21 protein-coding genes and 1 riboswitch are annotated in these 24,884 nt (G+C 57.2%); of the genes, 8 read left to right on the top strand and 13 right to left on the bottom strand.

Features of this window, described 5'->3' with window-relative positions; translation table 11 throughout:
* Window positions 1-40: 40 nt before the first annotated feature.
* Window positions 41-871, bottom strand: coding sequence for a hypothetical protein (locus RCF31_RS12485; protein WP_416410754.1), 831 nt, complete (start codon window positions 869-871; stop codon window positions 41-43).
* Between the two features lie 500 nt (window positions 872-1,371).
* Here RCF31_RS12485 and sodA point away from each other — a divergent pair, with 500 nt between their 5' ends.
* Together sodA and RCF31_RS12475 are read left to right on the top strand one after the other, a co-directional pair.
* Window positions 1,372-1,989, top strand: coding sequence for a superoxide dismutase [Mn] (gene sodA, locus RCF31_RS12480; RefSeq protein ID WP_313683448.1), 618 nt, complete (start codon window positions 1,372-1,374; stop codon window positions 1,987-1,989).
* Window positions 1,990-2,173: 184 nt separating this feature from the next.
* Complete coding sequence (locus tag RCF31_RS12475; protein ID WP_416410751.1) at window positions 2,174-3,142, top strand: VirK/YbjX family protein; 969 nt, start codon at window positions 2,174-2,176, stop codon at window positions 3,140-3,142.
* Between the two features lie 6 nt (window positions 3,143-3,148).
* Here the strand turns inward: RCF31_RS12475 and RCF31_RS12470 are convergent, their stop codons facing one another.
* The 12 genes from RCF31_RS12470 to RCF31_RS12415 all read right to left on the bottom strand — a co-directional run bounded on the left by RCF31_RS12470 (window position 3,149) and on the right by RCF31_RS12415 (window position 16,476).
* The gene (locus RCF31_RS12470; RefSeq protein WP_313683450.1) at window positions 3,149-3,511 is read right to left on the bottom strand and encodes a YibL family ribosome-associated protein; all 363 of its coding nucleotides are present in this window, start codon (window positions 3,509-3,511) and stop codon (window positions 3,149-3,151) included.
* A gap of 82 nt (window positions 3,512-3,593) precedes the next feature.
* Complete coding sequence (gene mtlR / locus RCF31_RS12465; protein ID WP_299455527.1) at window positions 3,594-4,139, bottom strand: mannitol operon repressor MtlR; 546 nt, start codon at window positions 4,137-4,139, stop codon at window positions 3,594-3,596.
* 32 nt (window positions 4,140-4,171) lie between these two features.
* On the bottom strand, window positions 4,172-5,320 hold the full coding sequence (gene mtlD / locus RCF31_RS12460; RefSeq protein WP_299455525.1) for a mannitol-1-phosphate 5-dehydrogenase: 1,149 nt from the start codon (window positions 5,318-5,320) through the stop codon (window positions 4,172-4,174).
* Between the two features lie 92 nt (window positions 5,321-5,412).
* Window positions 5,413-7,347: a PTS mannitol transporter subunit IICBA gene (locus RCF31_RS12455; protein ID WP_416410748.1), complete on the bottom strand. Its 1,935-nt coding sequence runs from the start codon at window positions 7,345-7,347 to the stop codon at window positions 5,413-5,415.
* 443 nt (window positions 7,348-7,790) lie between these two features.
* Window positions 7,791-8,507 carry a DUF3053 domain-containing protein gene (locus RCF31_RS12450; protein WP_299455521.1) on the bottom strand — a complete coding sequence of 239 codons (717 nt, stop codon included), beginning with the start codon at window positions 8,505-8,507 and terminating at the stop codon, window positions 7,791-7,793.
* A 219-nt stretch (window positions 8,508-8,726) separates the two neighbouring features.
* A complete protein-coding gene (locus RCF31_RS12445; protein WP_416410746.1) occupies window positions 8,727-10,325 on the bottom strand; it encodes a gamma-glutamyltransferase family protein in 1,599 nt (532 codons plus the stop codon).
* A gap of 9 nt (window positions 10,326-10,334) precedes the next feature.
* Entirely contained in the window at window positions 10,335-11,216 is an 882-nt protein-coding gene (locus RCF31_RS12440; protein WP_416410743.1) for an ABC transporter permease, read from the bottom strand.
* Window positions 11,217-11,218: 2 nt separating this feature from the next.
* Window positions 11,219-12,160 carry an ABC transporter permease gene (locus RCF31_RS12435; RefSeq protein ID WP_310617530.1) on the bottom strand — a complete coding sequence of 314 codons (942 nt, stop codon included), beginning with the start codon at window positions 12,158-12,160 and terminating at the stop codon, window positions 11,219-11,221.
* Between the two features lie 17 nt (window positions 12,161-12,177).
* Window positions 12,178-13,650, bottom strand: a complete 1,473-nt coding sequence (locus tag RCF31_RS12430; RefSeq protein WP_416413253.1) for an ABC transporter substrate-binding protein — start codon at window positions 13,648-13,650, stop codon at window positions 12,178-12,180.
* 53 nt (window positions 13,651-13,703) lie between these two features.
* On the bottom strand, window positions 13,704-14,765 hold the full coding sequence (locus tag RCF31_RS12425) for an oligopeptide/dipeptide ABC transporter ATP-binding protein (RefSeq protein ID WP_313683455.1): 1,062 nt from the start codon (window positions 14,763-14,765) through the stop codon (window positions 13,704-13,706).
* On the bottom strand, window positions 14,762-15,757 hold the full coding sequence (locus tag RCF31_RS12420; RefSeq protein ID WP_416410741.1) for an ABC transporter ATP-binding protein: 996 nt from the start codon (window positions 15,755-15,757) through the stop codon (window positions 14,762-14,764). The genes RCF31_RS12425 and RCF31_RS12420 overlap by 4 nt, the downstream gene beginning before the upstream one ends.
* Entirely contained in the window at window positions 15,754-16,476 is a 723-nt protein-coding gene (locus RCF31_RS12415) for a FadR/GntR family transcriptional regulator (RefSeq protein ID WP_416410739.1), read from the bottom strand. Before RCF31_RS12415 ends, RCF31_RS12420 begins: the two co-directional genes overlap by 4 nt.
* Window positions 16,477-16,960: 484 nt before the next feature.
* Window positions 16,961-17,055: riboswitch (guanidine-I (ykkC/yxkD leader) on the top strand.
* Between the two features lie 62 nt (window positions 17,056-17,117).
* Here RCF31_RS12415 and RCF31_RS12410 point away from each other — a divergent pair.
* The 6 genes from RCF31_RS12410 (at window position 17,118) to uca (ending at window position 24,812) form a co-directional block, all read left to right on the top strand.
* Window positions 17,118-18,176, top strand: coding sequence for a putative urea ABC transporter substrate-binding protein (locus tag RCF31_RS12410; RefSeq protein ID WP_416410737.1), 1,059 nt, complete (start codon window positions 17,118-17,120; stop codon window positions 18,174-18,176).
* Between the two features lie 15 nt (window positions 18,177-18,191).
* A complete protein-coding gene (locus RCF31_RS12405) occupies window positions 18,192-19,004 on the top strand; it encodes an ABC transporter permease (RefSeq protein ID WP_084871657.1) in 813 nt (270 codons plus the stop codon).
* 10 nt (window positions 19,005-19,014) lie between these two features.
* Window positions 19,015-19,776, top strand: a complete 762-nt coding sequence (locus RCF31_RS12400) for an ABC transporter ATP-binding protein (RefSeq protein ID WP_299455508.1) — start codon at window positions 19,015-19,017, stop codon at window positions 19,774-19,776.
* Between the two features lie 11 nt (window positions 19,777-19,787).
* Window positions 19,788-20,498 carry an urea amidolyase associated protein UAAP1 gene (locus RCF31_RS12395; protein WP_416410734.1) on the top strand — a complete coding sequence of 237 codons (711 nt, stop codon included), beginning with the start codon at window positions 19,788-19,790 and terminating at the stop codon, window positions 20,496-20,498.
* Window positions 20,498-21,133, top strand: a complete 636-nt coding sequence (locus RCF31_RS12390; RefSeq protein WP_299455504.1) for an urea amidolyase associated protein UAAP2 — start codon at window positions 20,498-20,500, stop codon at window positions 21,131-21,133. The genes RCF31_RS12395 and RCF31_RS12390 overlap by 1 nt, the downstream gene beginning before the upstream one ends.
* A 79-nt stretch (window positions 21,134-21,212) precedes the next feature.
* Window positions 21,213-24,812 carry an urea carboxylase gene (gene uca / locus RCF31_RS12385; protein WP_416410732.1) on the top strand — a complete coding sequence of 1,200 codons (3,600 nt, stop codon included), beginning with the start codon at window positions 21,213-21,215 and terminating at the stop codon, window positions 24,810-24,812.
* The last annotated feature ends 72 nt before the right edge of the window (window positions 24,813-24,884 follow it).

The following is a 24,884-nucleotide window of genomic DNA, read 5'->3' as shown; positions in this document are numbered from 1 at the left end:
GCGCAATGTATGACATTGCGCACCTTTGGTATGATGAATGTCAGTGCTTAAATTCTAATAAGGCATTAATCATTTCATCAATTTTTTTAAAAGAAGACTGAAAATAGGCATGCCATTTTCTTGCTGTGTGTGGGCCAAAATCGGATCGTTTCTTCATTCTGTTGGCAATGTCATCTTTATATCTTTTTAAGTGCTGGATTTCATCCGTTAACCGATGAACTATTTTCCTCATTGCATCTATATTTTGTGGTGAAAAAACGTTGGAGCGAGCGTTTTCCATCATCAGATTGTTAAATGATGTTGTTATTTTCTCTCCCTTCGATATCGCCATTTTTAGCGAGTGAAAAAAATAACTTTTTATGCCGCCAGGACCAGCGGTCACTTTCAATTTCATATAATTATTAAATAATATTTCTCTTACGGAATCTCTGAAGCTGGTGGCAACGGCGAAAATGCTATGAGGCTCAATTTTTAAATTATCGGAGAACATTTCACCCTTACTTGTTACGACATTTATCTCCATCGTTGTCATGTTATCTAATTGATCCCATGCCGGGTTTCTGAATGACGCGTTGGAAGATATCGCATTGTTTATTAATTCACTTTCAGGATGTCGCATTGTACCGGCAGCCGCGGTCAACCCTGTGGTGCTGGATGCAAACCAAGACGAAAAGGCAGCCACTGCCGTTCCCAGCAAAGAGATCCCGGTTAATGCCACGACGGCTCGGCATACTTTGCTGGAAGATATACCTTCTGAAATATTACTCACTTTATTTATATTATTTTTTAATAGTAGTTTGTCGCTATAACTCGTTGTATCAATAGTGGTTGTCTGATATGGATGGGTGAACCCATGGATAAAATTAATCATAAAATACAACCTCGTATTTTTATTGTTTGGCGGTGACAATCAAAAACGAATATCGTTGTCGATTCATTGATGCAGATTAATCTTTTCTTCAAAAGAGATCGTGATCATCTTGTCAGGATAAATCATATTTTTACTTTCATGAGGGATGATATGATTAGCCAAAAATGACAAAAGAGATTTCTGCAGGATGGTTAACTATGATTCTCCTTTAACCTTAAATGAATCCTGAAATATTATGATTTTTTGATGTAAAAACCTTTCCGCTGAAGGTTATGCCGCAATCTTCCTGGCCCTCCATGCCTGATCCGCTCAACACTGTGTCAGTCGCCGTCAGCTACCTCGCCTTCTGTGCGCACCTTTTGCCAGATTCATCAAATCCTTATCATTACTAAGGCATTGATAACCCTTTTCCGGATCTTGAATTTAACTATAATGATCCAACTGCTTACGCGGCACGCCAGCGAGGTTGTGCTGCTCAAACACTAATGGAGAGGAAGAACATGAGTTATTCACTGCCATCCCTGCCTTACGCATACGACGCACTGGAACCGCATTTCGACAAGCAGACGATGGAAATCCATCACACCAAACACCACCAGGCCTATATCAACAACGCTAACGCCGCGCTGGAAGGGACTGAATTCGCCGATCTGCCGGTTGATGAGCTGATCACCAAACTGGATCAGCTGCCGGCTGACAAAAAAGGCCCACTGCGTAACAACGCGGGCGGCCACGCTAACCACAGCCTGTTCTGGAAAGGCCTGAAAACCGGCACTACCCTGCAGGGCGAACTGAAAGCCGCCATCGAAAAAGATTTCGGCAGCGTAGAAAAATTCCAGGAAGAGTTCGAGAAAGCGGCTGCGACCCGTTTCGGCTCTGGCTGGGCGTGGTTAGTGAAAAAAGGCGACAAACTGGCGGTAGTTTCTACTGCTAACCAGGACAACCCGCTGATGGGCGAAGCGATCGCTGGCGTTTCTGGCTTCCCGATCATTGGTCTGGATGTGTGGGAACACGCTTACTACCTGAAGTATCAGAACAAACGTCCTGACTACATCAAGGCGTTCTGGAACGTGGTTAACTGGGACGAAGCAGCAGCACGCTTCGCTTCTGCTAAGTAATTAGCACCTGAATACCGCAACCGGTGGCCATGGCCGCCGGTTTTTTTTAAACGAAACTTAAACCAATCTTCAACAAAACTGATATTCCCGCCAGTGATTGCAACGTGTCGAAACTTATTAACTCGTCGTTGATAATTTGGGGCATATACTTGCGCCAATTAGTCCTGCAAAAGCTCAAATAATCATGTCTACGATAATTACTTCTGAGACGAATAATGATTCGTCAGCATCACTTTTTCTGCAATTAATAAGCGGAAAGTTTGTGCCAAATAAATTATGGCGTAGCAAAAATTTCCGTTTTAAATTTGCCTTAAGATCTCTTGTTTATCCTGTTACTACCCATCGTTATCTGCATGAACTGGCGGCACTGCCTCAGTTGCCGCAAATGTTAACGGTGCAGGGGTTGCTACCCGCTAAGCTCCATCGTCCTTATCTGCGCGCGGGTTTTAGCGTGGCGCAGCGGGCGCAAGCCATTCTCGATCACTATCATCTGATGGCTGGCCTGGAAAACACCGCCCTGCGCCAGATGCTGCAAAGCCCCGGTGACAATTTACTGGCGGGTTTTAAAGGCAAGAATGGCGAATCTTTCACGATTCACTGCTGCCCGGGGCGCTTCGACCGTGAAGGCGAAATTACGCTGGAATTGCATTTTGAAGAGAAGTTAATCGCGTCTCTGTCTTTCTCTATTTTTAATGAGAATCAACAACGCAGTTTATTAATTGGCGGTTTGCAGGGACCACGTAAACATATTTCTAATGATGTGATTCGTGATGCGACCAAGGCGGCACACGGTTTATTCCCTAAACGTCTGCTGATGGAAGCGGTATTTATTCTCGCAGAACAATGCGGCGTGCAGGCCATCAGCGCAGTGGGGGATACCACCCACGTCTTCCGCAGCCTGCGTTATCGTCACAGCAAGGGCGATCACTTCTTTGCCAGCTACAGTGAATTCTGGCAGTCGTTAGGTGGTGAAGCACGGGCGGATGGGATATTTACGCTGCCGCTGCATATGCCGCGTAAGGCGCTGGAAGAGATTGCCAGCAAGAAACGTGCGGAGTATCGCCGTCGCTATGAACTGCTGGATAACCTGACGCAACAGGCATTGCTGGCATCAGGTGTGGAAGGGGTACGCGACGTGACTCACGCCGCGTAACCGCAATCAGAACGGCTGCTTCGCGTAGCCGGTCATGACTTTCAGCCCCATCTCACGTCCGAGTGCGGTCATCGGGTGCACCACCACCAGGCCGCGCACGCTTTTCTTCAGCGCACCCATATTGGCCTGTTCTTTTTTGGTGATCTCACGGCTGAATGGCAGTTTTTGCAGCTGCTGCGCTTCTTTGCTCAGCTTCTCAACACGGACACCGCGCAGGCGTTCAATCTCCACCACCAGTGCTTCTTTTTCTTTCAGCAGCGCACCGAGTTTCTCAGCATCACCTGCTTCCAGCAGCTGTGGTTCTTTGCGGTTCAGGGCATCCAGCTGATCGCTAAGACGTTTGATCTCAGCTTTTTCTTGTTCTTTCATCGGGAAAACTCGTTAAGGAAAACAGGGAAAGGATACACCATAACGACACGGCTGTTGCGCGATTTATCGCGCGGTTAATACCTCAAACCGCTGGCTTCTTGAACGCTTGCTTATGGGAAATACGGGAAATCAGCTCGGTGAGAGACAACACCATGGTGGAGCGCACCATCTGCAAATAACGCTGCTGCTGCATGGCGCGCAGTTCTTCATCATCGCGCGTGAAATCGGGTTGGGGCGGCCAGGCGACGACGCAGTGCAGTTCGCGAAAAGGGCCGAGAATCTCGTCATCGGTAAAACGATACTCAAAGGTGTCGTGGTTTAACTCTTCGCGCAGTGCCAGCAGTAATTCACAATCTTCATATTCATGACGATTGATCACGCCAAGACCGTAAATCAGTTTCAGGCGGACTGACATCTCGCCGAGCGGACCATTGCCGAGCAGCAAGGGTTCGACGGCGTATTTCACGGCGTAATCATCCTTGCGGAAAACCTGCAAAACCAGCAGGTTAACCGCTTCAGTCAACAGCTCAACGGCGGCGATCAGAAAGCTTCTCACCGAACGACCGGCGTTCAGGCGCTCAAGCACCCGGTTTTCAAAAGCTTGCTTCTCTTCCATTATTGCCTGCATCGTTCAAATACCGCCGTGTTGCGTGGCGCGCATTATGCCATAGCGTTATAAGCACTCACCACTGAGGTGACGACTTCACTGTTGCTATCCAGCCCGGAAATTTGTGCCAGGGTTGCCTGCGGGCCTTTTTCCGCCAGCAGCGCTTCCAGCTCCTGGGCCTGCGGGTCCTGCGCGCTGCGGTAATGCATCGCGGCGGCAATGCCCTGCACCAGGTTGGCATGCGGCAGCTGATATTCCAGCGTGCCCAGCGTCGGTTTGATCAGACGATCGCCCGCGCTGAGTTTACGCAGCGGCTGACGGCCCACGCGCTCAACGTCATCTTTCAGGTACGGGTTTTCAAAACGGCTGAGGATTTTCTGGATGTAGGCGGCGTGTTTATCCGCATCAAAGCCATAGCGCTTGATCAGCACCGCACCGCTTTCTTCCATCGCACCCTGCACCACGGCACGGATTTTCTGGTCAAGGATGGCATCGCGGATGGTGGCGTGACCGGCCAGCTGGCCGAGGTAGGCGGTAATCGCGTGGCCGGTGTTCAGGGTGAACAGCTTACGCTCGACAAACGCCATCAGGTTATCGGTCAGTTCCATACCCGGAATATTCGGCAGTTCGCCTTTGAACTGGGTTTTATCGACGATCCACTCGCTGAAGGTTTCTACCGTGACTTCCAGCGGGTCATTGCTGCCGGCTTCTGACGGCGGCACGATGCGGTCTACAGCGGAATCCACAAAGCCAACATGCTGTTCAACCCAGGCATGATACTGCTCCGGCAGCGCTTTCAGCACATGTTGTTTCAGTTGGCTGGTGCCGCGCACCATGTTTTCACAGGCAATAATATTCAGCGGACGGACATTACCGTTGTCGCGGCGGTAGGCCAGCCCTTTGGCGACACCACTGGCGATGCGCTCCAGAATTTGCGGACCAACCGCCGTGGTAACGATATCAACCTCAGCAATCAGCGTCACGATATCCTCGCTGGCGCTGCTCACCGCGCTCACACCTTTCACAATCTCGACTTTCGCCTGCTCGCCAACCACATGAACCGGATACTCATGACGGGCGTTAAGGGCATCGAGCACTACCTGATTGACATCCGCGAATACCAGCTCGATACCGGCATCAGCCAGCAGCTTACCGATAAAACCACGGCCAATGTTACCTGCTCCGAAATGTAACGCTTTCATAATTTGACCCATATCAAATGACGATGGGGCGGGCATGTCCGCCCCGGAACGTGGGGACGGGCATGCCCGCCCCAGGGAAAAGTAGTTATCTATCAGGCGGTGGTTTTGCTGCCAGACAGCAGATCCAGCACATCCTGTACGCTGGTGGTATTCGCCAGCTTCTCAATCACGCTTTCGTCGTCCAGCGCGTTGGTCAGGCTGGTGATCACCTGGATGTGTTCGTTATTGCGTGCTGCAATGCCGATCACCAGGCGCGCCACTTCATCCACTTCTTCGCCAAACTTCACGCCCGCCGGATACTGGCAGAATACCACGCCCGTTTTCAACACGCGGTCTTTGGCTTCCACCGTGCCGTGCGGTACTGCAATCGACTCACCGAGGTAGGTCGGGGTCAGTTTTTCACGCTCCAGCATGGCATCAACGTATTCCGGCTGCACGTAGCCGCCTTTCACCAATTGCTCACCGGCAAAGCGAATCGCCTGCTCTTTGTTGCTGGCGCTCAGGCCGAGGAACACGTTGTTGGCACCCAGTTTGAACAGATGGGCGTTACCGGCGTCGAAGCTGTCAGCCAGGGTGGTCTGTACGGTTTCGCGATGTGCTTCGCTGCGATTCGCCGCCACCAGACGCTCAGTCAGGTTGGTGTACAGCGCGCTGTCGAGGAAGTTGTTCAGCGAAATATGCTGAGCCTGCGGTGCCTGGCGCATAGCACGCTCAGTCAGATCGCGGTGGGTAATCACCAGGTCCACATCACCCGGCAGGGCGTTGATGGCGCTGTTGGTCACCGAAATATTGCTCAGACCGGCATCCTGCACTTTCTTACGCAGCACGCCTGCACCCATCGCGCTGGAACCCATACCGGCATCGCAGGCCACAATGATTTTGCGTACGTGGTTCAGGTCAACGCTCATCGCATCACCGGCAACCGGTGCACCCGCCACGCTCTGGCCTTTGGACTGCGCTTTCATGTCCTGCATACGTTTGGTTGCCGCTTCGATGTCGTCGTCTTCTTTCACTTTGCTGGTTTTCAGCAGGATAGAAGAGATAACGAAGGAGACAGCAAACGCCGCGATGATAGCGGTGATGTTAGCGAAGTAAGTGCCTTTCGGCGTCATTGCCAGCACGGCGAGGATTGAACCCGGAGAAGCCGGGGACACCAGGCCGCCGTGCAGCACGGTCAGCGTGAACACGCCAGTCATACCACCGAGGATCACCGCCAGCAGCAGACGCGGTGCCATCAGCACGTACGGGAAGTAAATTTCGTGGATACCGCCGAGGAAGTGGATGATTGCTGCACCACCGGCTGATTGTTTGGCGCTACCGCGACCAAAAATCATATACGCCACCAGCACACCCATACCCGGGCCTGGGTTGGCTTCGATCAGGAAGAAAATGGATTTGCCCACTTCGCTCGCCTGCTGGATGCCCAGCGGAGAGAAGATACCGTGGTTAATGGCGTTGTTGAGGAACAGGATTTTCGCCGGTTCAACAAAGATGGAGGTCAGCGGCAGCAGGTTGTTCTGCACCATCAGATTCACGCCTGCGGCGAGAATGTGGGACAGGCCTTCAACCAAAGGACCGATACCGATAAACGCCAGCAGCGCCAGCAGCATACCGATGATACCGGCGGAGAAGTTGTTAACCAGCATCTCGAAGCCGCTTTTGATCTTGCCATCAACGGCACGGTCAAAATGTTTGATCGCCCAGCCGCCCAGCGGACCGGCAATCATCGAGCCGAGGAACATCGGCATGTCGGCACCGACAATCACACCCATAGTGGTGATTGCGCCAACCACACCGCCACGGTCGCCACCCACCAGACGACCACCGGTGAAACCAATCAGCAATGGCAGCAGATAGGTGATCATCGGGCCGACGAGTTTCGCCAGCGTCGCGTTGGGGATCCAACCGGTTGGAATGAACAGTGCAGTGATGATACCCCAGGCGATAAACGCACCGATGTTAGGCATCACCATATTACTCAGAAAGCGACCAAAGCTTTGAACTTTGACCTTCACTGATGAGGACATAAACCCACCCCTTATTGAGACGCGCCGCAATAAGAGAGCGCGTTTGTTTTTGTTAAGACGTTACGGCGGGGGCCGTGGCATTACTGTATGCAGGCGGACTCTAGCACTAGTTTATGACGCTGCGTAGGGTACGGAATAAGTGTGATTTAGATCACGCTAATTTGGGGGGTGCAGGGTGCTATTTGGTGATGTTGATCACAAAAAGACAGTGTAAGAAAAGTACGATGCCGAATATTTAACCAAATCAGGGTGATAAATGTGACGATAGTCACTTTTTGGTGGGTGTGGTTTGTTTCATAAATGTGATGGTGATCACAAACAATTTATGGTCGAAAATGCGCCAGATCACACAATGCCGGGGGTGGGGTAGAGCAGAAAAGGGGAATGTAAGGAAGTGACAAAAGTCTGAAAAGCGGGTAATCCATGATTACCCGCCTGACGTTTTACTGAAAACCGCTCTGCACGGCATTCTGTGCCTGGGTCAGCGCCTGGGCATTGCTGGAAAGGGTGGTCATCAGCGCGTTGTACTGTGTCGCCTGATCCTGGGTGGGGAATTGCACGCCGCCATTATTAAAGGTGACACGCGTACCCTGCGATTGCAGATAGTCACCGGTCTGGACTGCGGCCTGGCTCAGCGCCTGCAATTGCGGCAGCAGTGGCATCAGGGTGCTGGCGGGTTGCGTCACCACTTTGGTGAAGACGCTGTCATACACTTTTTTCAGGTCGTCCGGCTGTTTCAGGGCGGCGTGGCTGCTGTCAGCCTGCATTTTGGCGGCCTGAATCTGCTGGGTCAGCACACCCAGATTGCCGCTGGCCTGGCGCAGTGTGTCACGGCGCGTCAGGTAATCCTGGGGTACGCGAATCGCGGCCAGCTCATCAACGACCGGGCGCATGCCCTGTTCGACCGCCTGATTGACCTGCTGAGAGAAGCCATAAAGGATGGCGTAATCGCTGGCATAGTTACCGAAGGTTTGTTTCTGGTTTTCGCTCAGGCTGGGCAGATGCTCGCCGCTGCGCATCACGGTGTTCTGGAGAAAATCAGTAAAGGCTTTGCGTTGATCGCCTTCTTTGTCGCCGCAGGCGGTAAGTTGCAGCACGGCAAGCAACGTAATCATCAACATGCCGCTACGCATCCAGATGCGGGAAATTCCTGACGCCATATTTCAACTCCTGTCAGTGATCATGGCTTATCCCCGCCACGCTTCTGTTGCGGGGAATAGATTTAATTCGGTGGGAAAGGTTCTCAAGGATAGAACAATGGCATGGAGCGCACAACGGGCGGGATAATCTAAAAACTGCGCGATAAATCGCGCCGCTACAAATACGTGCAGTGAGTCGTAGCGGCGCAATTTATTGCGTGGGGTGTTGCGTGGTCGGCGTCAGTACACCAGCGCCTGCCCATCCTTGCGACTTTCAGTCGCCGCGATATAAAACCCCTGCGGGTCGCGCACAACCACCTGCGCACCGCCGAAGTTATAACCTTGCAACGGATCCTCCACCGCAATCTTGTGGCCCATCGCGCGCAGCGCGGCGAGGACATTGCGATCCATGCCTGCTTCAACAATCACCTCGCGGCCCTGTACCACACGCCAGCGTGGTGCATCAATCGCAGCCTGCGGGTTCTGTTTGTGCAGCATAATACGTAGCGCCATCTGCAAATGCCCCTGCGCCTGCATCGGGCCGCCCATCACCCCGAATGACATCAGCGGCTGGCCGTCACCATCCAGCGCAAACGCCGGGATGATGGTGTGGAACGGACGTTTGCCTCCGGCAACCACATTCGGATGAGCAGGGTCGAGTGAGAAACCTGCGCCACGGTTTTGCAGGCTGATGCCGGTATCAGGCACCACCACGCCGGAACCGAAGCCCATAAAGTTGGACTGAATAAATGACACCATCATGCCGCTGGCATCGGCGGTCGAGAGATACACGGTGCCGCTCTGCTGCGGTGAACCGAAAGTAAAATCTCCCGCTTTATCCGGGTCGATCAGTGCAGCGCGCTGTTTCAGGTAGCTGTCGCTCAGCAGCAAATCCGCCGGGAATTCCAGGTGATCTTCATCGGTGATGTAACGGTCCAGATCCACCAGCGCCAGCTTCATCGCTTCAATCGACAGATGCAGCCACGGCACGCTGTCCGGTGCATAGCGACCGATATCCCAATGCTCCAGAATGCCGAGGGCAATCAGGGTGGCGATGCCCTGGCCGTTTGGCGGCAGCTCCTGCACCGAACCACCGGCAAACGGATGCGACAGCAGTTGCACCCAATCGGCGCGATGATGGTTGAGATCTTCCAGCGTCAGCGCCGCGCCGTGTTCGGCGGCGAAGGCGGTCATCTGTTGCGCCAGCTCGCCGCGATAGAAGGCTTCACCGTTGGTTTCGGCGATTTTCTGCAAGGTGGCGGCCTGCGCCGGATTGCGGAACAGCTCACCGGCGCGCGGCGGGCGGCCATCCGGCGCAAAGCAGGCGCAGAAGCCGGGCTGATCCTTCAGTTTGTTGTAGCCACGCTGCCACAACTGACCAATCAGTGGCGATACCGGAAAGCCGTCGCGGGCGTACTCAATCGCCGGTTGCGCCAGCGTGGTGAGCGGCAGGGTGCCGAAGCGTTCCGCCAGCGCCACCCAGGCCGACACTGCGCCAGGCACGGTGACCGCCTCCCAGCCGATTTCTGGCATGGTTTGCTGCCCGGCAAAGCGTTCCGGGTTCCACGCCGCCGGGGCGCGCCCGGAAGCATTCAGGCCGTGCAACTCCTTGCCATCCCAGATAATGGCGAACGCATCGCTGCCGAGACCGTTGCCGGTCGGCTCCAGCACCGTCAGCGCCATGGCGCTGGCAATCGCCGCATCGACGGCATTGCCGCCCAGCTGCAACATGCGGATACCGGCCTGCGCTGCCAGCGGCTGCGAGGTGGCGACGGCGTTGCGTCCCATCATTGGTACACGGTGGGAGGCGTAACTGACGTTGTAATCCAAATCACTCATAACCTTTCCTTAATGTGAGTCATTGCGCGGATCGAGCGCGTCGCGCAGTCCGTCGCCCAGCAGGTTGAAGCCCTGCACGGTGAGAAAAATGGCCAGGCCGGGGAAAATCGACATCCACGGTGCCTGTTCCAGGTAACCTTTTGCGGTATTCAGCATCGCGCCCCACGAGGGTGAAGGGGGTTGCTGGCCGAGACCGAGAAACGACAGACTGGCTTCGGTGATAATCGCCGACGCAATCGCCAGCGTGGCCTGCACCAGAATTGGCGACAGCACATTCGGCAGCACGTAACGCAGGATGATCCAGCGGTCCGGCAGGCCAATTGCGCGAGCGCCATCGATATACTCCTCGTGACGAATGGCGATCACCTGGCCGCGCGTCAGGCGGGCGAAAATCGGCATCGCTGACAGGCCAATCGCAATCATCGCATTCGACAGGCTCGGGCCGAGAAACGCACCGAGCGCTATCGCCAGAATCAAAAACGGACAGGCGAGCAGTGCCTCGATAAAGCGCGAAATAATGCCGTCGCACCAGCCCTGCCAGTAACCGGCAATCAGCCCGAGCGGCACGCCAATCAGGATGGCGATCATCACCGAAATGCAGCCCGCCAGCAGCGAGGTACGCGCGCCCCAGATCAGACGCGACAGAATATCGCGTCCCAGTTCGTCAGTGCCGAACCAGAACAGCGCCGATGGCGCTTTGCGTACCGCCAGAAAGTTGGCTTTGATGGGATCAGCGGGTGCCAGCCACGGAGCCAGCAGCGCCACTGCAACAAACAGCACCACAATCACCGCACCAATCAGCGCGCTTTTATTACGCAAAAACTTCTTCAGCACCCGGCGATTCGGCTTTGCTACGGCAGGCACTGCGCCTGCGGTTAACACCTCGCTCATGGTTAGCCTCGCATTTTCGGGTTGATTAACAGATAGAGCACGTCGGCCAGCAGGTTGAGCAGCAGAAACCCGATGGCAACCACCAGCACCACGCCCTGCACCACGGCGTAATCACGGTTAAACACCGCATCGACAATCATCTTGCCAAAGCCGGGCAGGGTAAAAACCTGCTCGGTCAGCACCGCGCCGCCCAGCAGTTCGCCAAACAGCAGGGTAGTCAGGGTGACGATCGGCATCAGCGCATTACGGAAGGCGTGCTTTAGCACCACTTTCGGGGCCAGCAGGCCTTTGGCGCGTGCGGTGCGGATGTAATCCGCTTTCAGCACCGCAATCATCGAGGCGCGGGTATGGCGCATCAGGGTGGCAGCGAGGCCGGTGCCCAGCACCAGCGCCGGTAGCAACAGGGTTTTCAGGTTCTGCGCCATATCTTCGCTTACCGGCACAAAACCTGACGCCGGTAGCCATTGCAGATGCACCGAAAACAGCAGGATCAGCAGAATCCCCAGCCAGAAATGGGGCACCGAGATGCCTGATAGCGCGACAAAGTTGGTGGTGTGATCGACCCAGCTATCTTTGCGTACCGCCGCGATAATCCCCATGCTGATGCCGATCAGCAGCGCAATCAGCATCGCCAGCAGCGACAGCTCCAGCGTGACCGGTAGTTTGCTGGCAATCAACGCCGTCACCGGCTCTTTGGTACGCAACGACATGCCGAGGTCGCCCTTCAGCGCGCTGCCAATCCACGCGAAATATTGCGTTGGGATTGGATCGTCGAGATGGTACTCGGCACGCAACTGAGCGATGACCGCCGGATCGCGCTCCTCACCGGCCATCGCCAGCACCGGGTCGCCTGGCAGCAGCTTTTGCAGCGCAAACACCATAATGCTCACCAGCAACAGGGTGGGAATGGCCAGCAGCAGCCGTTTAACAATCAATTCCAGCATCATCGCTCCTTAGCGGTTTACTGCGCCATGCTCACGCCAGCCAGGCGAACCAGCCCGTCCGGCCAGGCTTTAAAGCCCTGCAATTTTTTCGTCATGCCAAAGATGCGTGGCTCAAAGTAGAGGTAAGCAATCGGCATATCAGTTTGCAGCTGGTTCACCACCTTGTTGTACAACGCCTGACGCTGCGCCTGATCGTTGGTCAGACGTGCGGCGTTCAGCCACTCATCCACCTGCGGATTGCTGTAACGGCCATCGTTCAGCGTGCCTTTGCTGTTGATAAACGAGTAAATGCTGCCATCTGGATCGGGACGACCGGACCAGCCTGACAGGCTGAGCTGGTAATCGCCGCGCTGCTGGCGATCCAGCAGGGTGGCAAATTCGCTCATTTGCAGATTGAGGTTGAAACCGGCCTCGCTCACCATCGCCTGAATCACCTGACCAACCTGCTGCGCAGTGGGGTTGTTGGTGACCAGCAGCGTCACGTTGAGCGGCGTGGTGACGCCAGCCGCCTTCAGCAACGCTTTGGCTTTCTCCACATCGCGTGCCGGGGTGGGGATATTGACGTGATACGGGCTGACCGGGGAAAACGCCTGATTAGCCGGGGTATACAGGCCTTCAAACGCCACCTGGTTCAGCGCATCGCGGTCAATAGCCAGCGAGAAGGCTTCACGCACACGCGGATCTTTCAGCGGGCTATTGGCATCGACTTTGCCGTTGTTGATGTTAAAGGTGATGCCCTGATAACCGAGGCCGGTGACTTTTGCCAGCGCCAGCTTGCTGTCGCCTTCCACGGTTTTCACATCGCTGGCGGCCACGCCTTCGGTGAGATCGAGGTCACCGGCGCGCAGGTTGGCGAGGCGTACCGAGGCATCCGGGATCGGCAGGAAAATCACTTTGTCGAAGTGGTAGGCGCCTTTGTTCCAGTAATTATCAAAGCGTTTCAGGACGATGCGGTCCTGCTGCACGCGGCTTTCAAACTGATACGGGCCGGAACACACCGGGTGGGTGGCGAAATCAGGCTTCTTCGCCGCCTCGGGGGCCAGCATCGCGCCCGCGCGGTCGGTCAGCTGGCTGAGCAGCGCCGCATCCGGGGTTTTCAGGTGGAATTTGACCTGCATCGGCCCGCTGACTTCCACGCTCTGAATCGAGGAGATTTCGCTTTTACGCAACGAACCCGGCAACGTCAGTGCGCGTTCGATATTGAATTTCACCGCGTTAGCATCGAATTTTTCACCGTCGTGGAAGGTGACGCCACTGCGCAGATTCATGGTCAGCGTTTTGCCGTCATCACTCCATGCCCAGTCGGTGGCGAGGCCCGGCACCACTTTCAGGTTCTCATCGACATCGACCAGCCGGTCACACATGGCAGCAAACACAAAGCGGCCATAGTAGGTACGCGCCAGATGGGGATCGAGCATGTCCGGGTCGGCACCCAGTCCGATGCGAATCACGCTTTCGGCGTGGCTATGCGCGCTGGCACCCAGCAACATCAGACCACTAAGGGCAGTTAATAACGCTTTCTTCACGGCTAATCTCCAGAGGGTTAAGCTTGCTGATTGACCGCCTGCTCAAACAGCGCGCGGCGACGTAAAAAGGCGGCAGACGGCGGCGCAATCACAATTGCGCTACGGTCGCGGTTAATCTCCTGCCAGCGGTGACAGGCAATTTGTCGTCCACCGCTCAGCACCTGGTTGATGGGTTCAAACTGGCGGCATTCGGCGGTCGCCCACGGGCAGCGGGTGTGAAAACGGCAGCCGGTGGGAGGATTGGCTGGATTGGGCAGGTCGCCCTGCAACATTGGAATGGTGCGGCTGGCCCCGGGCTGCATCTGCGGCGCGGAGGCGATCAGCGCCTGGGTATAGGGATGCAGCGGGGCATCGAAAATCTCGTCCACCGTCGCCAACTCGACAATCTGCCCGAGGTACATCACCGCTACGCGGTCGCTCATATGGCGAATCACCGCCAGGCCGTGTGCCACGATAATCATCGTCAGGCCAAATTGTTGCTTCAGGCTTTCCAGCAGGTTCACCACCTGTGCCTGTACCGAAACATCCAGCGCGGACACCGGCTCGTCCCCCAGCAGCAGCTTCGGTTGCGAGGCGAGGGCGCGGGCAATGCCGATGCGCTGGCGCTGGCCGCCGGAAAACTCGTGCGGATAGCGTTCTGCCCAAGCGGCGGGCAAGCCGACGGTGCGCAGCAGCTCCGCCACCCGTGCGTGGCGTGCTTCTCGGTTCATTTTGTCGTGCAGCCATAGCGGTTCACCGACAATCTGCTGCACCGTCATACGGGGGTTGAGGGAGGCGAAGGGGTCCTGAAAGATAATCTGCAATTCGCGGCGCAGCTGATTGAGGCGCGTACCGCTGGCGTGGGTGATGCTTTCACCTTCGTACATCACTTCACCGGCACTGGCCGCCAGCAAACGCAGCAACAGACGCCCGAGCGTCGATTTACCGGAGCCGGACTCGCCGACAATCGCCAGCGTTTCCCCCGGCATCACCTGCAGTGACACGCGGTCCACCGCCGTGACGCCACGGTTGCGTTTAAACAGGCGGTTTGGGCCATTGAAGGTTTTGCTTAAATCGCGACATTCTAAAATCGGTTTCATGCGATCTCTCCCAGCGTAACGTGCTGTTCCAGTGGGGCGCGAAAACAGGCCACCTGATGTTCCGGCGTCAGCGCGCGCAGCGCCGGGCGGTTCTGATGACAGCGCGTTTCTGCAAACGGACAGCGGGTGGCAAAACGGCAACCGGCGGGCATACTCTCCGGCAACGGCACCGAGCCGGGAATGGTTGCCAGTGCGCCGCTGCGCGCGCTCAGGCTGGGAATCGATCCCATCAGCCCGATGGTGTAGGGGTGCTGCGGATCGTTGAAAATCGCGGCCACTGTCCCGCTCTCCACCACCTGACCGGCGTACATCACCGCCACGCGCTGCGCGACTTCCGCTACCACGCCAAGATCGTGGGTGATCATCAGTACCGCGGTGCCGGTTTCCTGCTTCAGCGTATTCAGCAGATCGAGGATTTGCGCCTGAATGGTGACGTCGAGCGCGGTGGTGGGTTCATCGGCGATCAGCAGTTTGGGCTGGTTAATCAGCGCCATGGCGATCATCACGCGCTGGCGCATTCCGCCCGACAGCTGATGGGGATACGCCTTCAGGCGCATTTCCGCTGCCGGAATCTGCACTTTTTGCAGAATGGCCAGTGCAGTGTCCATGGCGGTGCGGCGGTTGACCTTACGATGGCGCATCACCGCCTCGCTCAGCTGATCGCCAAGGGTGAAGGCCGGATTGAGCGAGGTCATCGGCTCCTGAAAAATCATCGCCAGCTGATTGCCGCGCAGGCTGGCGTAGTCACCGGCGCTCAGCGTGCGCAAATCGCGGCCATCAAACTGCATCTCGCCCTGTAAAATCCGTGCGCTATCGGGTTGCAGGCCCATCAGCGTCAGTGAGGTGATGCTTTTGCCGCAGCCGGATTCGCCGACCAGCGCCAGAGTCTCTCCGGCGTGCAATGTCAGGGAGATATCGTCGATCACCGTGACAGGTGAACCGCGAAACTGCACGCGCAAATTGCTGACCGACAAAACAGGTTGGGCCGTCATGGCGTCTCCTCGTGGCTGGCATACAGGGTTTCCATCAGCGCCTGTTGCAGCGCCAGCAGGTGCTCACGCATCGCTGCCGCCGCCTCATGAGGCTGGCGATTGGCGATATGGTCCAGCAGGCGCTGATGATGGTTGTCGTAGGTATCGAGGCGTGCCGGGGTGCGTGCCTGTTCGCGGAGATGCTGCCAGCCGGGGTCGCGGCGCACCGCATCGACGGCTTCAAACAGGCCGAGCATCAGGCGATTTCCGGCGGCTTCCGCGATAGCGCGGTGAAAGGCGCTGTCCCACAGCTCGTGCTGGTCGCCATCTTCTGGCGCGACAATGCCCTGCATGCGTTCAATCAGGCGTTTCATCAGCGCGATTTGTTCTTTACTGGCGCGCAGTGCGGCGAGGCGCGCCAGTCCTGGCTCCAGTTGCAGACGCGCTTCCATCACCTCCAGCAGGTTCGACTGCTGCGGCAAATCCTGTAATACCAGCGGCTGTACCGGGGCGGCCGGGCCGACAAAGGTGCCTTTGCCCTGCTTACGCCAGATGCGACCTTCTTCTTCCAGCACATCCAGCGCGCGGCGGATTTCACGACGCCCCACGCCAAAGCGTTCGGCCAGCTCGCGCTCGGTCGGCAGTGCGCGATCGGGCGTGTGCTCCTGCTGCTGAATCAGCTGGCGCAATTGCTCCAGCGCCGAGCTGGAGTTGATGGCAGATTTTGGCGTGTCACTCATGATTGGTTCGCCTGTTTATTCATCAATTGGAATCGCGTAAAACCTAATGTCTGTCATCAAACGACAGCCTGCACAAACTGGTAGCGGCGCGATTCATCGCGCTGTTTATGCATGTTCTGTTAAAAGGCGCGCGATAAATCGCGCCGCTACGGGGGTGGTCAGTTGTTATCAGCTTAGGCAAGAAGCGAACCAATATTTAATTGGTTCGATGAGGGGGAAGAGGATTTAGGAATAACCCTATGATCGTTAAGTAAAACTTTTTTTCGTGCCAGGTGAAAACTGAGAACTACATCAACCTGGGCCTGGTTGGCCTGCGTCATGTTGGTGCGCGGATGCTGCACCGCTGTGCAGAACCTGACGGGAATGGAGACGGTTTTTTATAAAACTCCATATTTTTCATTGAAATACAATATTGGCACTTTTTTTGCCTGACTTTAGCCAGATGCAGGAGCGATAGCGGGTAACCGATGTCGCCAGACAATTTGCAATGGGTCACTAGGGTTCCGATCGCGAGATGCTGGTCCGAGAGTGACCGACCGTCCTCTGACGGTTACACGGCGGGATAAAAGCCCGGGAGGAAAGCGAGATCGTTACTCGCCGCCTCCTGCTTTTATTCGTCCGCTAACGTCAGAGGAACCACCATGATCAAAGCCTGCCTTCGCTTGCTGTTGCTTTGCACCATCGCGCTGTTCAGCGTTAACGCGCTTGCCGCCGCGAAACCTTCCTTCAAGATTTGCTGGTCCATTTATGCAGGCTGGATGCCGTGGGATTACGCCCAGCAGAATGGCATCGTCAAAAAATGGGCCGATAAATACGGCATCGACATTCAGTTTGTGCAGGTCAACGACTATATCGAGTCGGTCAACCAATACACCGCAGGCGGCTTTGACGGCTGCACCATGACCAACATGGATGCGCTGACCATTCCGGCCACCGGCGGCGTGGATAGCACCGCGCTGATCGTTGGTGACTACTCCAACGGCAACGACGGCATTCTGCTGAAAGGCGCTGACAGTGTGGCGGCGCTGAAAGGCAAACCGATCAATCTGGTGCAGCTGTCGGTTTCGCATTACCTGCTGGCGCGCGCGCTGGAGAAATCCGGCATGAGCGAAAAAGATGTCAAAGTGGTCAACACCGCTGATGCCGATCTGGTGGCCGCCTTTGGTACGCCAGACGTCAACTCTATCGTCACCTGGAACCCTCTGCTGGCAGAAGCGAAGAAGGTGCCGAACAGCCATCTGATCTTCTCCTCGGCGCAGATTCCGGGCGAAATCCTCGACCTGCTGGTGGTCAACACCAACACCCTGAAGAAATACCCGCAGCTGGGCAAAGCGCTGACCGGTGCCTGGTATGAAACCCTGAAAACCATGTCCGGTCCGGGCGCGACCGCCGTCGCCGCACGCACGCAAATGGCGCAGGTATCCGGCACTGACCTCGCCGGTTTTGACCAGCAACTGGCCGCCACCCATCTGTTCAGCGATGGCAAAACCACCCTCGATTTCGTCGATAGCCCGCAGCTGAAAGCCACGATGCAGCTGGTGGCGGAGTTCTCCTTCAAGCATGGCTTGCTGGGCGAGGCCGCGCCGAGTGCCGATGTGGTGGGGGTGGAAACACCGGCGGGTAACTGGGGTAACGCGGGCAACATCAAACTGCGCTTTATCGATACCTACACCAAACTGGCGGCCGCAGGCCAGCTGTAAGCGGGAGCAAAGCCGATGCGTAAACTGATTAACTATCAACCGCTGCCGATGGGCCGCCTGTTGCTCGGTGTGCTGCCGCTGCTGGCGTTGCTGCTGGTGTATCTGTTCGCGTCGGATGCGCGTCTGAGCCTCAACGCGGCGGATAAGCTGCTGCCGGGGTTCAACGCCATGGGCGACGCCATCAACCGGATGGCGTTTCAGCCCAGCCCGCGTACCGGGGAGTATCTGCTGTGGACCGACACCGCCGCCAGCCTGATGCGTCTGCTGAGCGGCGTGTTAATCAGCGCCATGCTGGCGCTGGCGATTGGCCTGTTCACTGGCGCGTTGCCGGTGGTGCGTGCGGTGCTGGCTCCGCTGGTCACCCTGTTCGCGTTGGTGCCGCCGCTGGCGATTCTGCCGATTCTGTTTATCTGCTTTGGCCTCGGTGAAGTGTCGAAAGTGGTGCTGATTGTCATCGGCATCACCCCGCTGATTGCCCGCGATTTGCAACTCCAGGTGGAGAAAATCCCGCGCGAGCAGCTGGTGAAGGCGCAGACGCTGGGCGGCAATAGCGCGCAGATTTTGTGGCGGGTGATATTGCCACAGCTGATGCCGCGCCTGTTCGATGCCGTGCGCCTGTCACTCAGCTCGGCGTGGCTGTTCCTGATCGCCGCAGAAGCCATCGTCGCCACCGAAGGCCTCGGCTACCGCATCTTCCTGATGCGTCGTTATCTGGCGATGGATGTGATTTTGCCTTACGTCGCCTGGATTACCCTGCTGGCCTTTGCCCTCGACCTGCTGCTGCGGCTGATTAGCCGTCGCTGCTGGCCGTGGTATTACGCCAAATAAGGAACGCAGCATGCCCTTACTGCAACTGAAAAACCTTGAGAAGCACTACGGCCAGCAGGTGGTGCTGGAGCGACTGAACATCAGCGTGGAAGAGGGAGAATTTGTGGCGATTGTCGGCGCTTCCGGCTGCGGCAAAACCACCTTCCTCAATATGCTGCTCGGCACCGAAGCCCCCACCAAAGGCGCGTTACTGCTGGATGGTGAACCGATCCCCGATGAACCCGATGCCCATCGCGGCGTGGTGTTTCAGCGCTACTCGGTGTTCCCGCATCTGACGGTGCTGGGCAACGTGATGCTGGCGGAAGAGTTCAGCACCGCCCGCTGGCTGGGACGCGTCTGGGGGCGCAAACGGCAGGCCATCCGCCAGCGTGCGCAGGAAATGCTGGCGCAGGTAGGTCTGGAACATGCGCAAAGCAAATATCCGCATCAGCTGTCCGGCGGGATGCAACAGCGTCTGGCGCTGGCGCAGGCACTGATGAAGCGCCCGCGCATTCTGCTGCTGGATGAGCCCTTTGGCGCGCTCGATCCCGGTATCCGCAGCGAGATGCATCAGCTGATCACCCAGCTTTGGCAACAGCATGGCCTGACCATCTTTATGATCACCCACGATCTGAAAGAAGGCTTCAGCCTCGCCTCACGCCTGCTGGTTTTCGACAAGCTGCGCCACGACCCCCACGCGCCGGAAGCCTGGGGCGCAACCATTACCTACGACCTGCCGCTCGATCGGCAGCGGCCCGCTGATGCGCCGCTGGCCGAATCGCAGGTCGCCTGAAGGAGAAAATCATGACTACCTCGTATCAAACGCAGTTACCGGCTGGCTCGCACTGGTCGTTTGTGATGCGCAGCGGCAGCGCGCTGACCCTCACCGATGTGGAGGGCGGCGCGAATGTTGGCATGCTGTTTTACAACCCGGAAAACCTGCTGGAGCGCTACAACGCGCCGGACACCCTCAAGTGCCAGCACACCTTTCGCCTCACCGCCGGGCACTGCCTCTACTCAGACATGGGGCGCATCTTCTGCGGCATTGAAGCGGACAGCTTCGGCTGGCACGAGAGCGTGTGCGGCACGCTGAACGCTGCGCAAACCGCCGCGCTTTTTGGTACCAGCGATTATCAGCAGGCACGTAATCAGCGCCATCAGAACGGCTACGACAGCTTCCTGGTGGAACTGGCGAAATATGGTCTCGGCAAGCGTGATATGGCTGCCTGCATCAACTTCTTCGCCCAGGTACGCGCCGACGATAATGGCACGCTGCAACGGGAACGGCAGGGCGCTGCCGGTGCTCAGGTCCGGCTGCGTTTCGCCATGGACACCCTGGTGATGCTGCACACCTGCCCGCATCCGCTCACCCCGGCGGGTGATTATCCGCGCCAGCCGCTGGGATTGCAGATCGATGCACAGCGCGCGCCGCTGCCGGAGATTTGTCTGCAACGTGCCGAGAACCAGCGCGGCCTGCGTAATAACGCGCTCTATCAATTGCAGGGAGAGTTGTGATGATCAAAGAAAGTTTACTGAATCCTGCCGAGGCCCATTTTCAGCAGCATATTGGTGCCGGTGATTACTGGCTGTATCGCATCGAAAAAGGCGCGACGCTGCGCATCACCGATCTGGAAGGCAATCAGGCGGCGGATACGTTGTTCTTCAACGCTGACGACACCGCTGAACGCTACAGCATGACTGACACGCTGCGCGGCCAGCAAAATGTGTTTCTGACGGCGGGCAGCGTGCTGCGTTCCAATGACGATCGTCCGATGCTGACCATCGTCGCCGATACCTGTGGTCGCCACGACACCCTCGGCGGTGCCTGCGCCACCGAAAGTAACACCGTGCGTTATGACCTGGAGAAACGGCATATGCACGCCTGCCGCGACAGCTGGATGCTGGCGGTGGCGGAACATCCTGAATATGGCCTGACGCGCCGCGACATCACCCACAACATCAACTTTTTTATGAACGTACCGGTGACGCACGAAGGCGGGCTGACCTTTGCCGATGGGATTTCTGCGCCGGGTAAATATGTCGAGATGGTGGCGGAGATGAACATTCTGGTGCTGATCTCCAACTGCCCGCAGCTTAACAACCCCTGTAACGGTTACAACCCGACGCCGATTTTAGTCAGCGTGTGGTGATCTTCTGACGCAACGGGACGACCCGTTATTCGCCGTCAATGCCAGCGCAGGACGACCTGCCGGAAAGAGAGATGAAGTCATGATTGAGCGTGTATTGATTGCCAACCGTGGCGCGATTGCGGTACGTATTATCCGCACCTTACAAGCGATGAATATCCGGGCGATTGCGGTGTATGCCGAAGCCGATCGCCACGCGCGCCATGTGCGACTGGCGGATGAAGCCTGGTCGCTGGGCGAGGGCCAGGTGCGCGATACTTATCTGAACCAGGACAAGCTGCTGGCGATTGCCGCGCAGAGCGGCGCACAGGCGCTGCATCCCGGGTACGGTTTCCTCAGTGAAAACCCCGAATTTGTTAATCGCTGCGAAGCGGCGGGCCTGCATTTTCTCGGGCCGAACGCACAGCAAATGGCAGCGTTTGGTCTGAAGCACCGCGCCCGTGCGCTGGCGCAGAACAATAATGTCCCGCTGCTGCCCGGCAGCGGCCTGCTGACGTCGCTGGCGCAGGCACAGGCTGCCGCACTCGACATCGGCTATCCGGTGATGCTGAAGAGCACCGCAGGCGGTGGCGGCATAGGCATGCAACGTTGCGATGATGCGCAGCAGCTGGCCGATGCCTTTACCCGCGTAAAACGCCTCGCAGGTAATAATTTCGCCGACGATGGCGTGTTTTTAGAGAAATTTATCGCCAGAGCGCGTCATATCGAAGTGCAGATCTTTGGTGATGGGGCGGGTGAGGTGATTGCGCTGGGTGAGCGCGACTGCTCGGCGCAGCGCCGTAATCAGAAAGTGATGGAAGAAACCCCGGCACCGGGTCTGAGTGATGCGGTACGCGCGGAATTGCAGGCGACAGCGGTGCGTCTCGGACGTGCGGTGCAATACCGCAGCGCCGGGACGGTGGAATATGTTTATGACGAAGGCAGCCAGCAGTTCTGGTTCCTCGAAGTGAACACCCGTTTGCAGGTGGAGCACGGCGTGACCGAAATGGTGTACGGCGTGGATTTGGTGCGCTGGATGGTGGAGCTGGCGCAGCAGACGTTGCCGCCGCTCGCCAGTTTGCCGCGGGTGGCAACCGGCCATGCGATTCAGGTGCGTTTGTATGCGGAAGATCCGGCGAAGCAGTTCCAGCCGAGCGCTGGCCTGCTCAGTCATGTCGCCTTCCCGGGGGAACTGGCAGCCGCCACTTTGCGGGTCGATAGCAGCGTTGAGAGCGGCATGGAAGTTTCTCCATTCTACGATCCGATGCTGGCGAAAGTGATTGTGCATGGGGCGGACCGCGACCAGGCGCTGGCCGGGCTGGCGCAGGCGCTGGACGCCACAGAATTGTACGGCATCGAAACCAATCTGCTGTGGCTGCGCCATTTGCTGACCCAGGCGGAGGTGCAGCAGGGATGTATCATTACCGCAACCCTCGGCGGCGTGCAGTGGCAACCGCCGACGCTGGATATCCTCAGCGGCGGCACCCTGACCACGGTGCAGGATGCGCCGGGCCGTACCGGCTACTGGCATGTCGGTGTGCCGCCCTCCGGTCCGTTCGACAGTCGCGCCTTCCAGCTCGGCAACCGTCTGCTGGGGAATGATCCCCAGGCTGCGGGTCTGGAAATTACGTTGCGTGGCCCGACCTTACGTTTTAATCAGGCCTGTAGCTTTGTGCTGACTGGCGCACCGCTGGTTGCGCAGCTCGATCAGCAATCGCTGGCGATAAACCAGATTATCAGCGCCCAGGCAGGGCAAACCCTGACATTAGGGGAAGTGCACGACGGCAGCCGCAGCTACCTGTTGCTGGCGGGTGGGCTGGATACGCCGCGCTATCTCGGCAGCCGCAGCACCTTTACGCTGGGTAAATTTGGTGGCCATGCCGGACGGGCGCTGCGCGCCGGGGATGTGCTGCACCTCGCCGCCCCCGCGCAGTTACCGCAGGCCGCGTTGCCAGCGGCGTTGCTGCCGGAACTCAACGGAACCTGGCAGCTGCGGGTGATTTATGGGCCGCATGGCGCGCCCACCTTCTTTACCGATAACGACATCAGCGAATTCTTCGCCGCCGAGTGGCAGGTGCATTACAACTCCAGCCGCACCGGCATTCGCTTAATTGGGCCGAAACCCACCTGGGCGCGCAGCGATGGCGGTGAAGCGGGGATGCATCCTTCCAATATCCATGACAACGCCTACGCATTTGGTACCGTCGATTTTACCGGCGATATGCCGGTGATCCTCGGACCGGATGGGCCGTCGCTCGGGGGTTTTGTTTGTCCGGCCACGGTGATCGAGGCCGATCTGTGGAAGCTCGGCCAGCTGAAAGCGGGCGATCGAGTGCAGTTTGTGCCGATCGATCTGACCAGCGCCGATCAACTGGCGCAGGCGCAGCGTGAGGAGATCGCCACACTCCAGGCACAGCCGCTGAACGTAAGCGTAGCGCTGCCCCTGATTGATCCGGTGTTGCACCAACATGCAGCAACTGAGGGGTTGCCATCGTTGTGTGTACGCGCCGCCGGTGACCGTTTTCTGTTGGTGGAATATGGCGATCTTCTGTTAGATATCGCGCTGCGTTTCCGCGTCCATGCGCTGATGCAGTGGCTGGAGGCGCATCCGCTGCCGGGGCGGCTGGAACTGACCCCCGGGATCCGCTCGTTGCAGATTCATTATGACGCGCAAGCCTGTACAAGAAGTGAGCTTCTGGCGCAGATTTTGCACGCTGATAAGTTACTGGGAACCTTAGCGGATGCGGCTGTTCCTTCACGCACCTTGTGGCTGCCGCTCAGCTGGGATGATGAAGCCTGCCGTGTGGCGATTCAACGCTATAGCCAGTCTGTCCGACCCAATGCACCCTGGTGTCCGAGCAATATTGAATTTATCCGTCGTATCAACGGGCTGGAAAGCGTTGAGGCGGTGAAAGACATTCTGTTCAGCGCCGCGTATCTGGTGATGGGGCTGGGCGATGTCTATCTCGGTGCACCGGTTGCCACTCCGCTCGATCCGCGTCATCGCTTAGTGACCACTAAATACAATCCGGCGCGTACCTGGACGGCGGAAAACTCGGTGGGGATCGGTGGAGCCTATCTGTGCGTGTATGGCATGGAAGGGCCGGGCGGTTATCAGTTTGTCGGACGTACCCTACAGATGTGGAACCGTGACCGTCAGACGTCAGTGTTCACCCAACCCTGGCTGCTGCGTTTCTTCGACCAGATCCGTTTTTATCCGGTCAGCGCCGACGAGCTGCTACAGATTCGGGAACGTTTTCCGTGGGGGGATTATCCGCTGAGGATTGAGGAGGGTGAATTCCGCCTCGCCGATTATCAGGCGCTACTGACACAGCAGGCCGACGAGATTTCCCACTTCCAGCAGCAGCGTCAGCAGGCGTTCGACAGCGAACTGGCACGCTGGCGTGCCGAGGGGCAGTTTACCTTTGACAGCCAGTTGCCGGAGCAGAGCAGTGAAGAGGCCAGCATCCCCGCCGATTGTTATGGTGTGGAGAGCCAGGTGGCAGGTAGCGTCTGGCAGTGGCTGGTGGCACCAGGCAGTGACATTGAAGCGGGAGCCACCGTTGGCATTCTCGAATCAATGAAGATGGAAATCCCGATCGTCGCGCCAGTCAGCGGAAAAATCCATAGCCTGCAACGGCAGGTCGGGCAGCAAGTGCAGGCGGGTCAGCTACTTATGGTGATCGCTCCTGTTGAGCTATAATTAAGATCAAAAAATAATCAGTAAAAACGCGGCAAAGCCGGGGTTCTGACCCATACTTAGAAACCCGGCCAA

It is taken from the genome of Pantoea sp. App145, assembly GCF_047947045.1.
GTDB lineage: Bacteria > Pseudomonadota > Gammaproteobacteria > Enterobacterales > Enterobacteriaceae > Pantoea.
The sequence above is the reverse complement of the archived record's forward strand: the minus strand, read 5'-3'. Positions and strand labels throughout refer to the sequence as shown.

Excerpts from the sequence above, each read along its gene's own strand:
- RCF31_RS12485 (WP_416410754.1), bottom strand. The coding sequence starts at position 871 with ATGATTAATTTTATCCATGGGTTCACCCATCCATATCAGACAACCACT.
- sodA (WP_313683448.1), top strand. The coding sequence starts at position 1,372 with ATGAGTTATTCACTGCCATCCCTGCCTTACGCATACGACGCACTGGAA.
- RCF31_RS12475 (WP_416410751.1), top strand. The coding sequence starts at position 2,174 with ATGTCTACGATAATTACTTCTGAGACGAATAATGATTCGTCAGCATCA.
- RCF31_RS12470 (WP_313683450.1), bottom strand. The coding sequence starts at position 3,511 with ATGAAAGAACAAGAAAAAGCTGAGATCAAACGTCTTAGCGATCAGCTG.
- mtlR (WP_299455527.1), bottom strand. The coding sequence starts at position 4,139 with ATGCAGGCAATAATGGAAGAGAAGCAAGCTTTTGAAAACCGGGTGCTT.
- mtlD (WP_299455525.1), bottom strand. The coding sequence starts at position 5,320 with ATGAAAGCGTTACATTTCGGAGCAGGTAACATTGGCCGTGGTTTTATC.
- RCF31_RS12455 (WP_416410748.1), bottom strand. The coding sequence starts at position 7,347 with ATGTCCTCATCAGTGAAGGTCAAAGTTCAAAGCTTTGGTCGCTTTCTG.
- RCF31_RS12450 (WP_299455521.1), bottom strand. The coding sequence starts at position 8,507 with ATGGCGTCAGGAATTTCCCGCATCTGGATGCGTAGCGGCATGTTGATG.
- RCF31_RS12445 (WP_416410746.1), bottom strand. The coding sequence starts at position 10,325 with ATGAGTGATTTGGATTACAACGTCAGTTACGCCTCCCACCGTGTACCA.
- RCF31_RS12440 (WP_416410743.1), bottom strand. The coding sequence starts at position 11,216 with ATGAGCGAGGTGTTAACCGCAGGCGCAGTGCCTGCCGTAGCAAAGCCG.
- RCF31_RS12435 (WP_310617530.1), bottom strand. The coding sequence starts at position 12,160 with ATGCTGGAATTGATTGTTAAACGGCTGCTGCTGGCCATTCCCACCCTG.
- RCF31_RS12430 (WP_416413253.1), bottom strand. The coding sequence starts at position 13,650 with ATGTTGCTGGGTGCCAGCGCGCATAGCCACGCCGAAAGCGTGATTCGC.
- RCF31_RS12425 (WP_313683455.1), bottom strand. The coding sequence starts at position 14,765 with ATGAAACCGATTTTAGAATGTCGCGATTTAAGCAAAACCTTCAATGGC.
- RCF31_RS12420 (WP_416410741.1), bottom strand. The coding sequence starts at position 15,757 with ATGACGGCCCAACCTGTTTTGTCGGTCAGCAATTTGCGCGTGCAGTTT.
- RCF31_RS12415 (WP_416410739.1), bottom strand. The coding sequence starts at position 16,476 with ATGAGTGACACGCCAAAATCTGCCATCAACTCCAGCTCGGCGCTGGAG.
- RCF31_RS12410 (WP_416410737.1), top strand. The coding sequence starts at position 17,118 with ATGATCAAAGCCTGCCTTCGCTTGCTGTTGCTTTGCACCATCGCGCTG.
- RCF31_RS12405 (WP_084871657.1), top strand. The coding sequence starts at position 18,192 with ATGCGTAAACTGATTAACTATCAACCGCTGCCGATGGGCCGCCTGTTG.
- RCF31_RS12400 (WP_299455508.1), top strand. The coding sequence starts at position 19,015 with ATGCCCTTACTGCAACTGAAAAACCTTGAGAAGCACTACGGCCAGCAG.
- RCF31_RS12395 (WP_416410734.1), top strand. The coding sequence starts at position 19,788 with ATGACTACCTCGTATCAAACGCAGTTACCGGCTGGCTCGCACTGGTCG.
- RCF31_RS12390 (WP_299455504.1), top strand. The coding sequence starts at position 20,498 with ATGATCAAAGAAAGTTTACTGAATCCTGCCGAGGCCCATTTTCAGCAG.
- uca (WP_416410732.1), top strand. The coding sequence starts at position 21,213 with ATGATTGAGCGTGTATTGATTGCCAACCGTGGCGCGATTGCGGTACGT.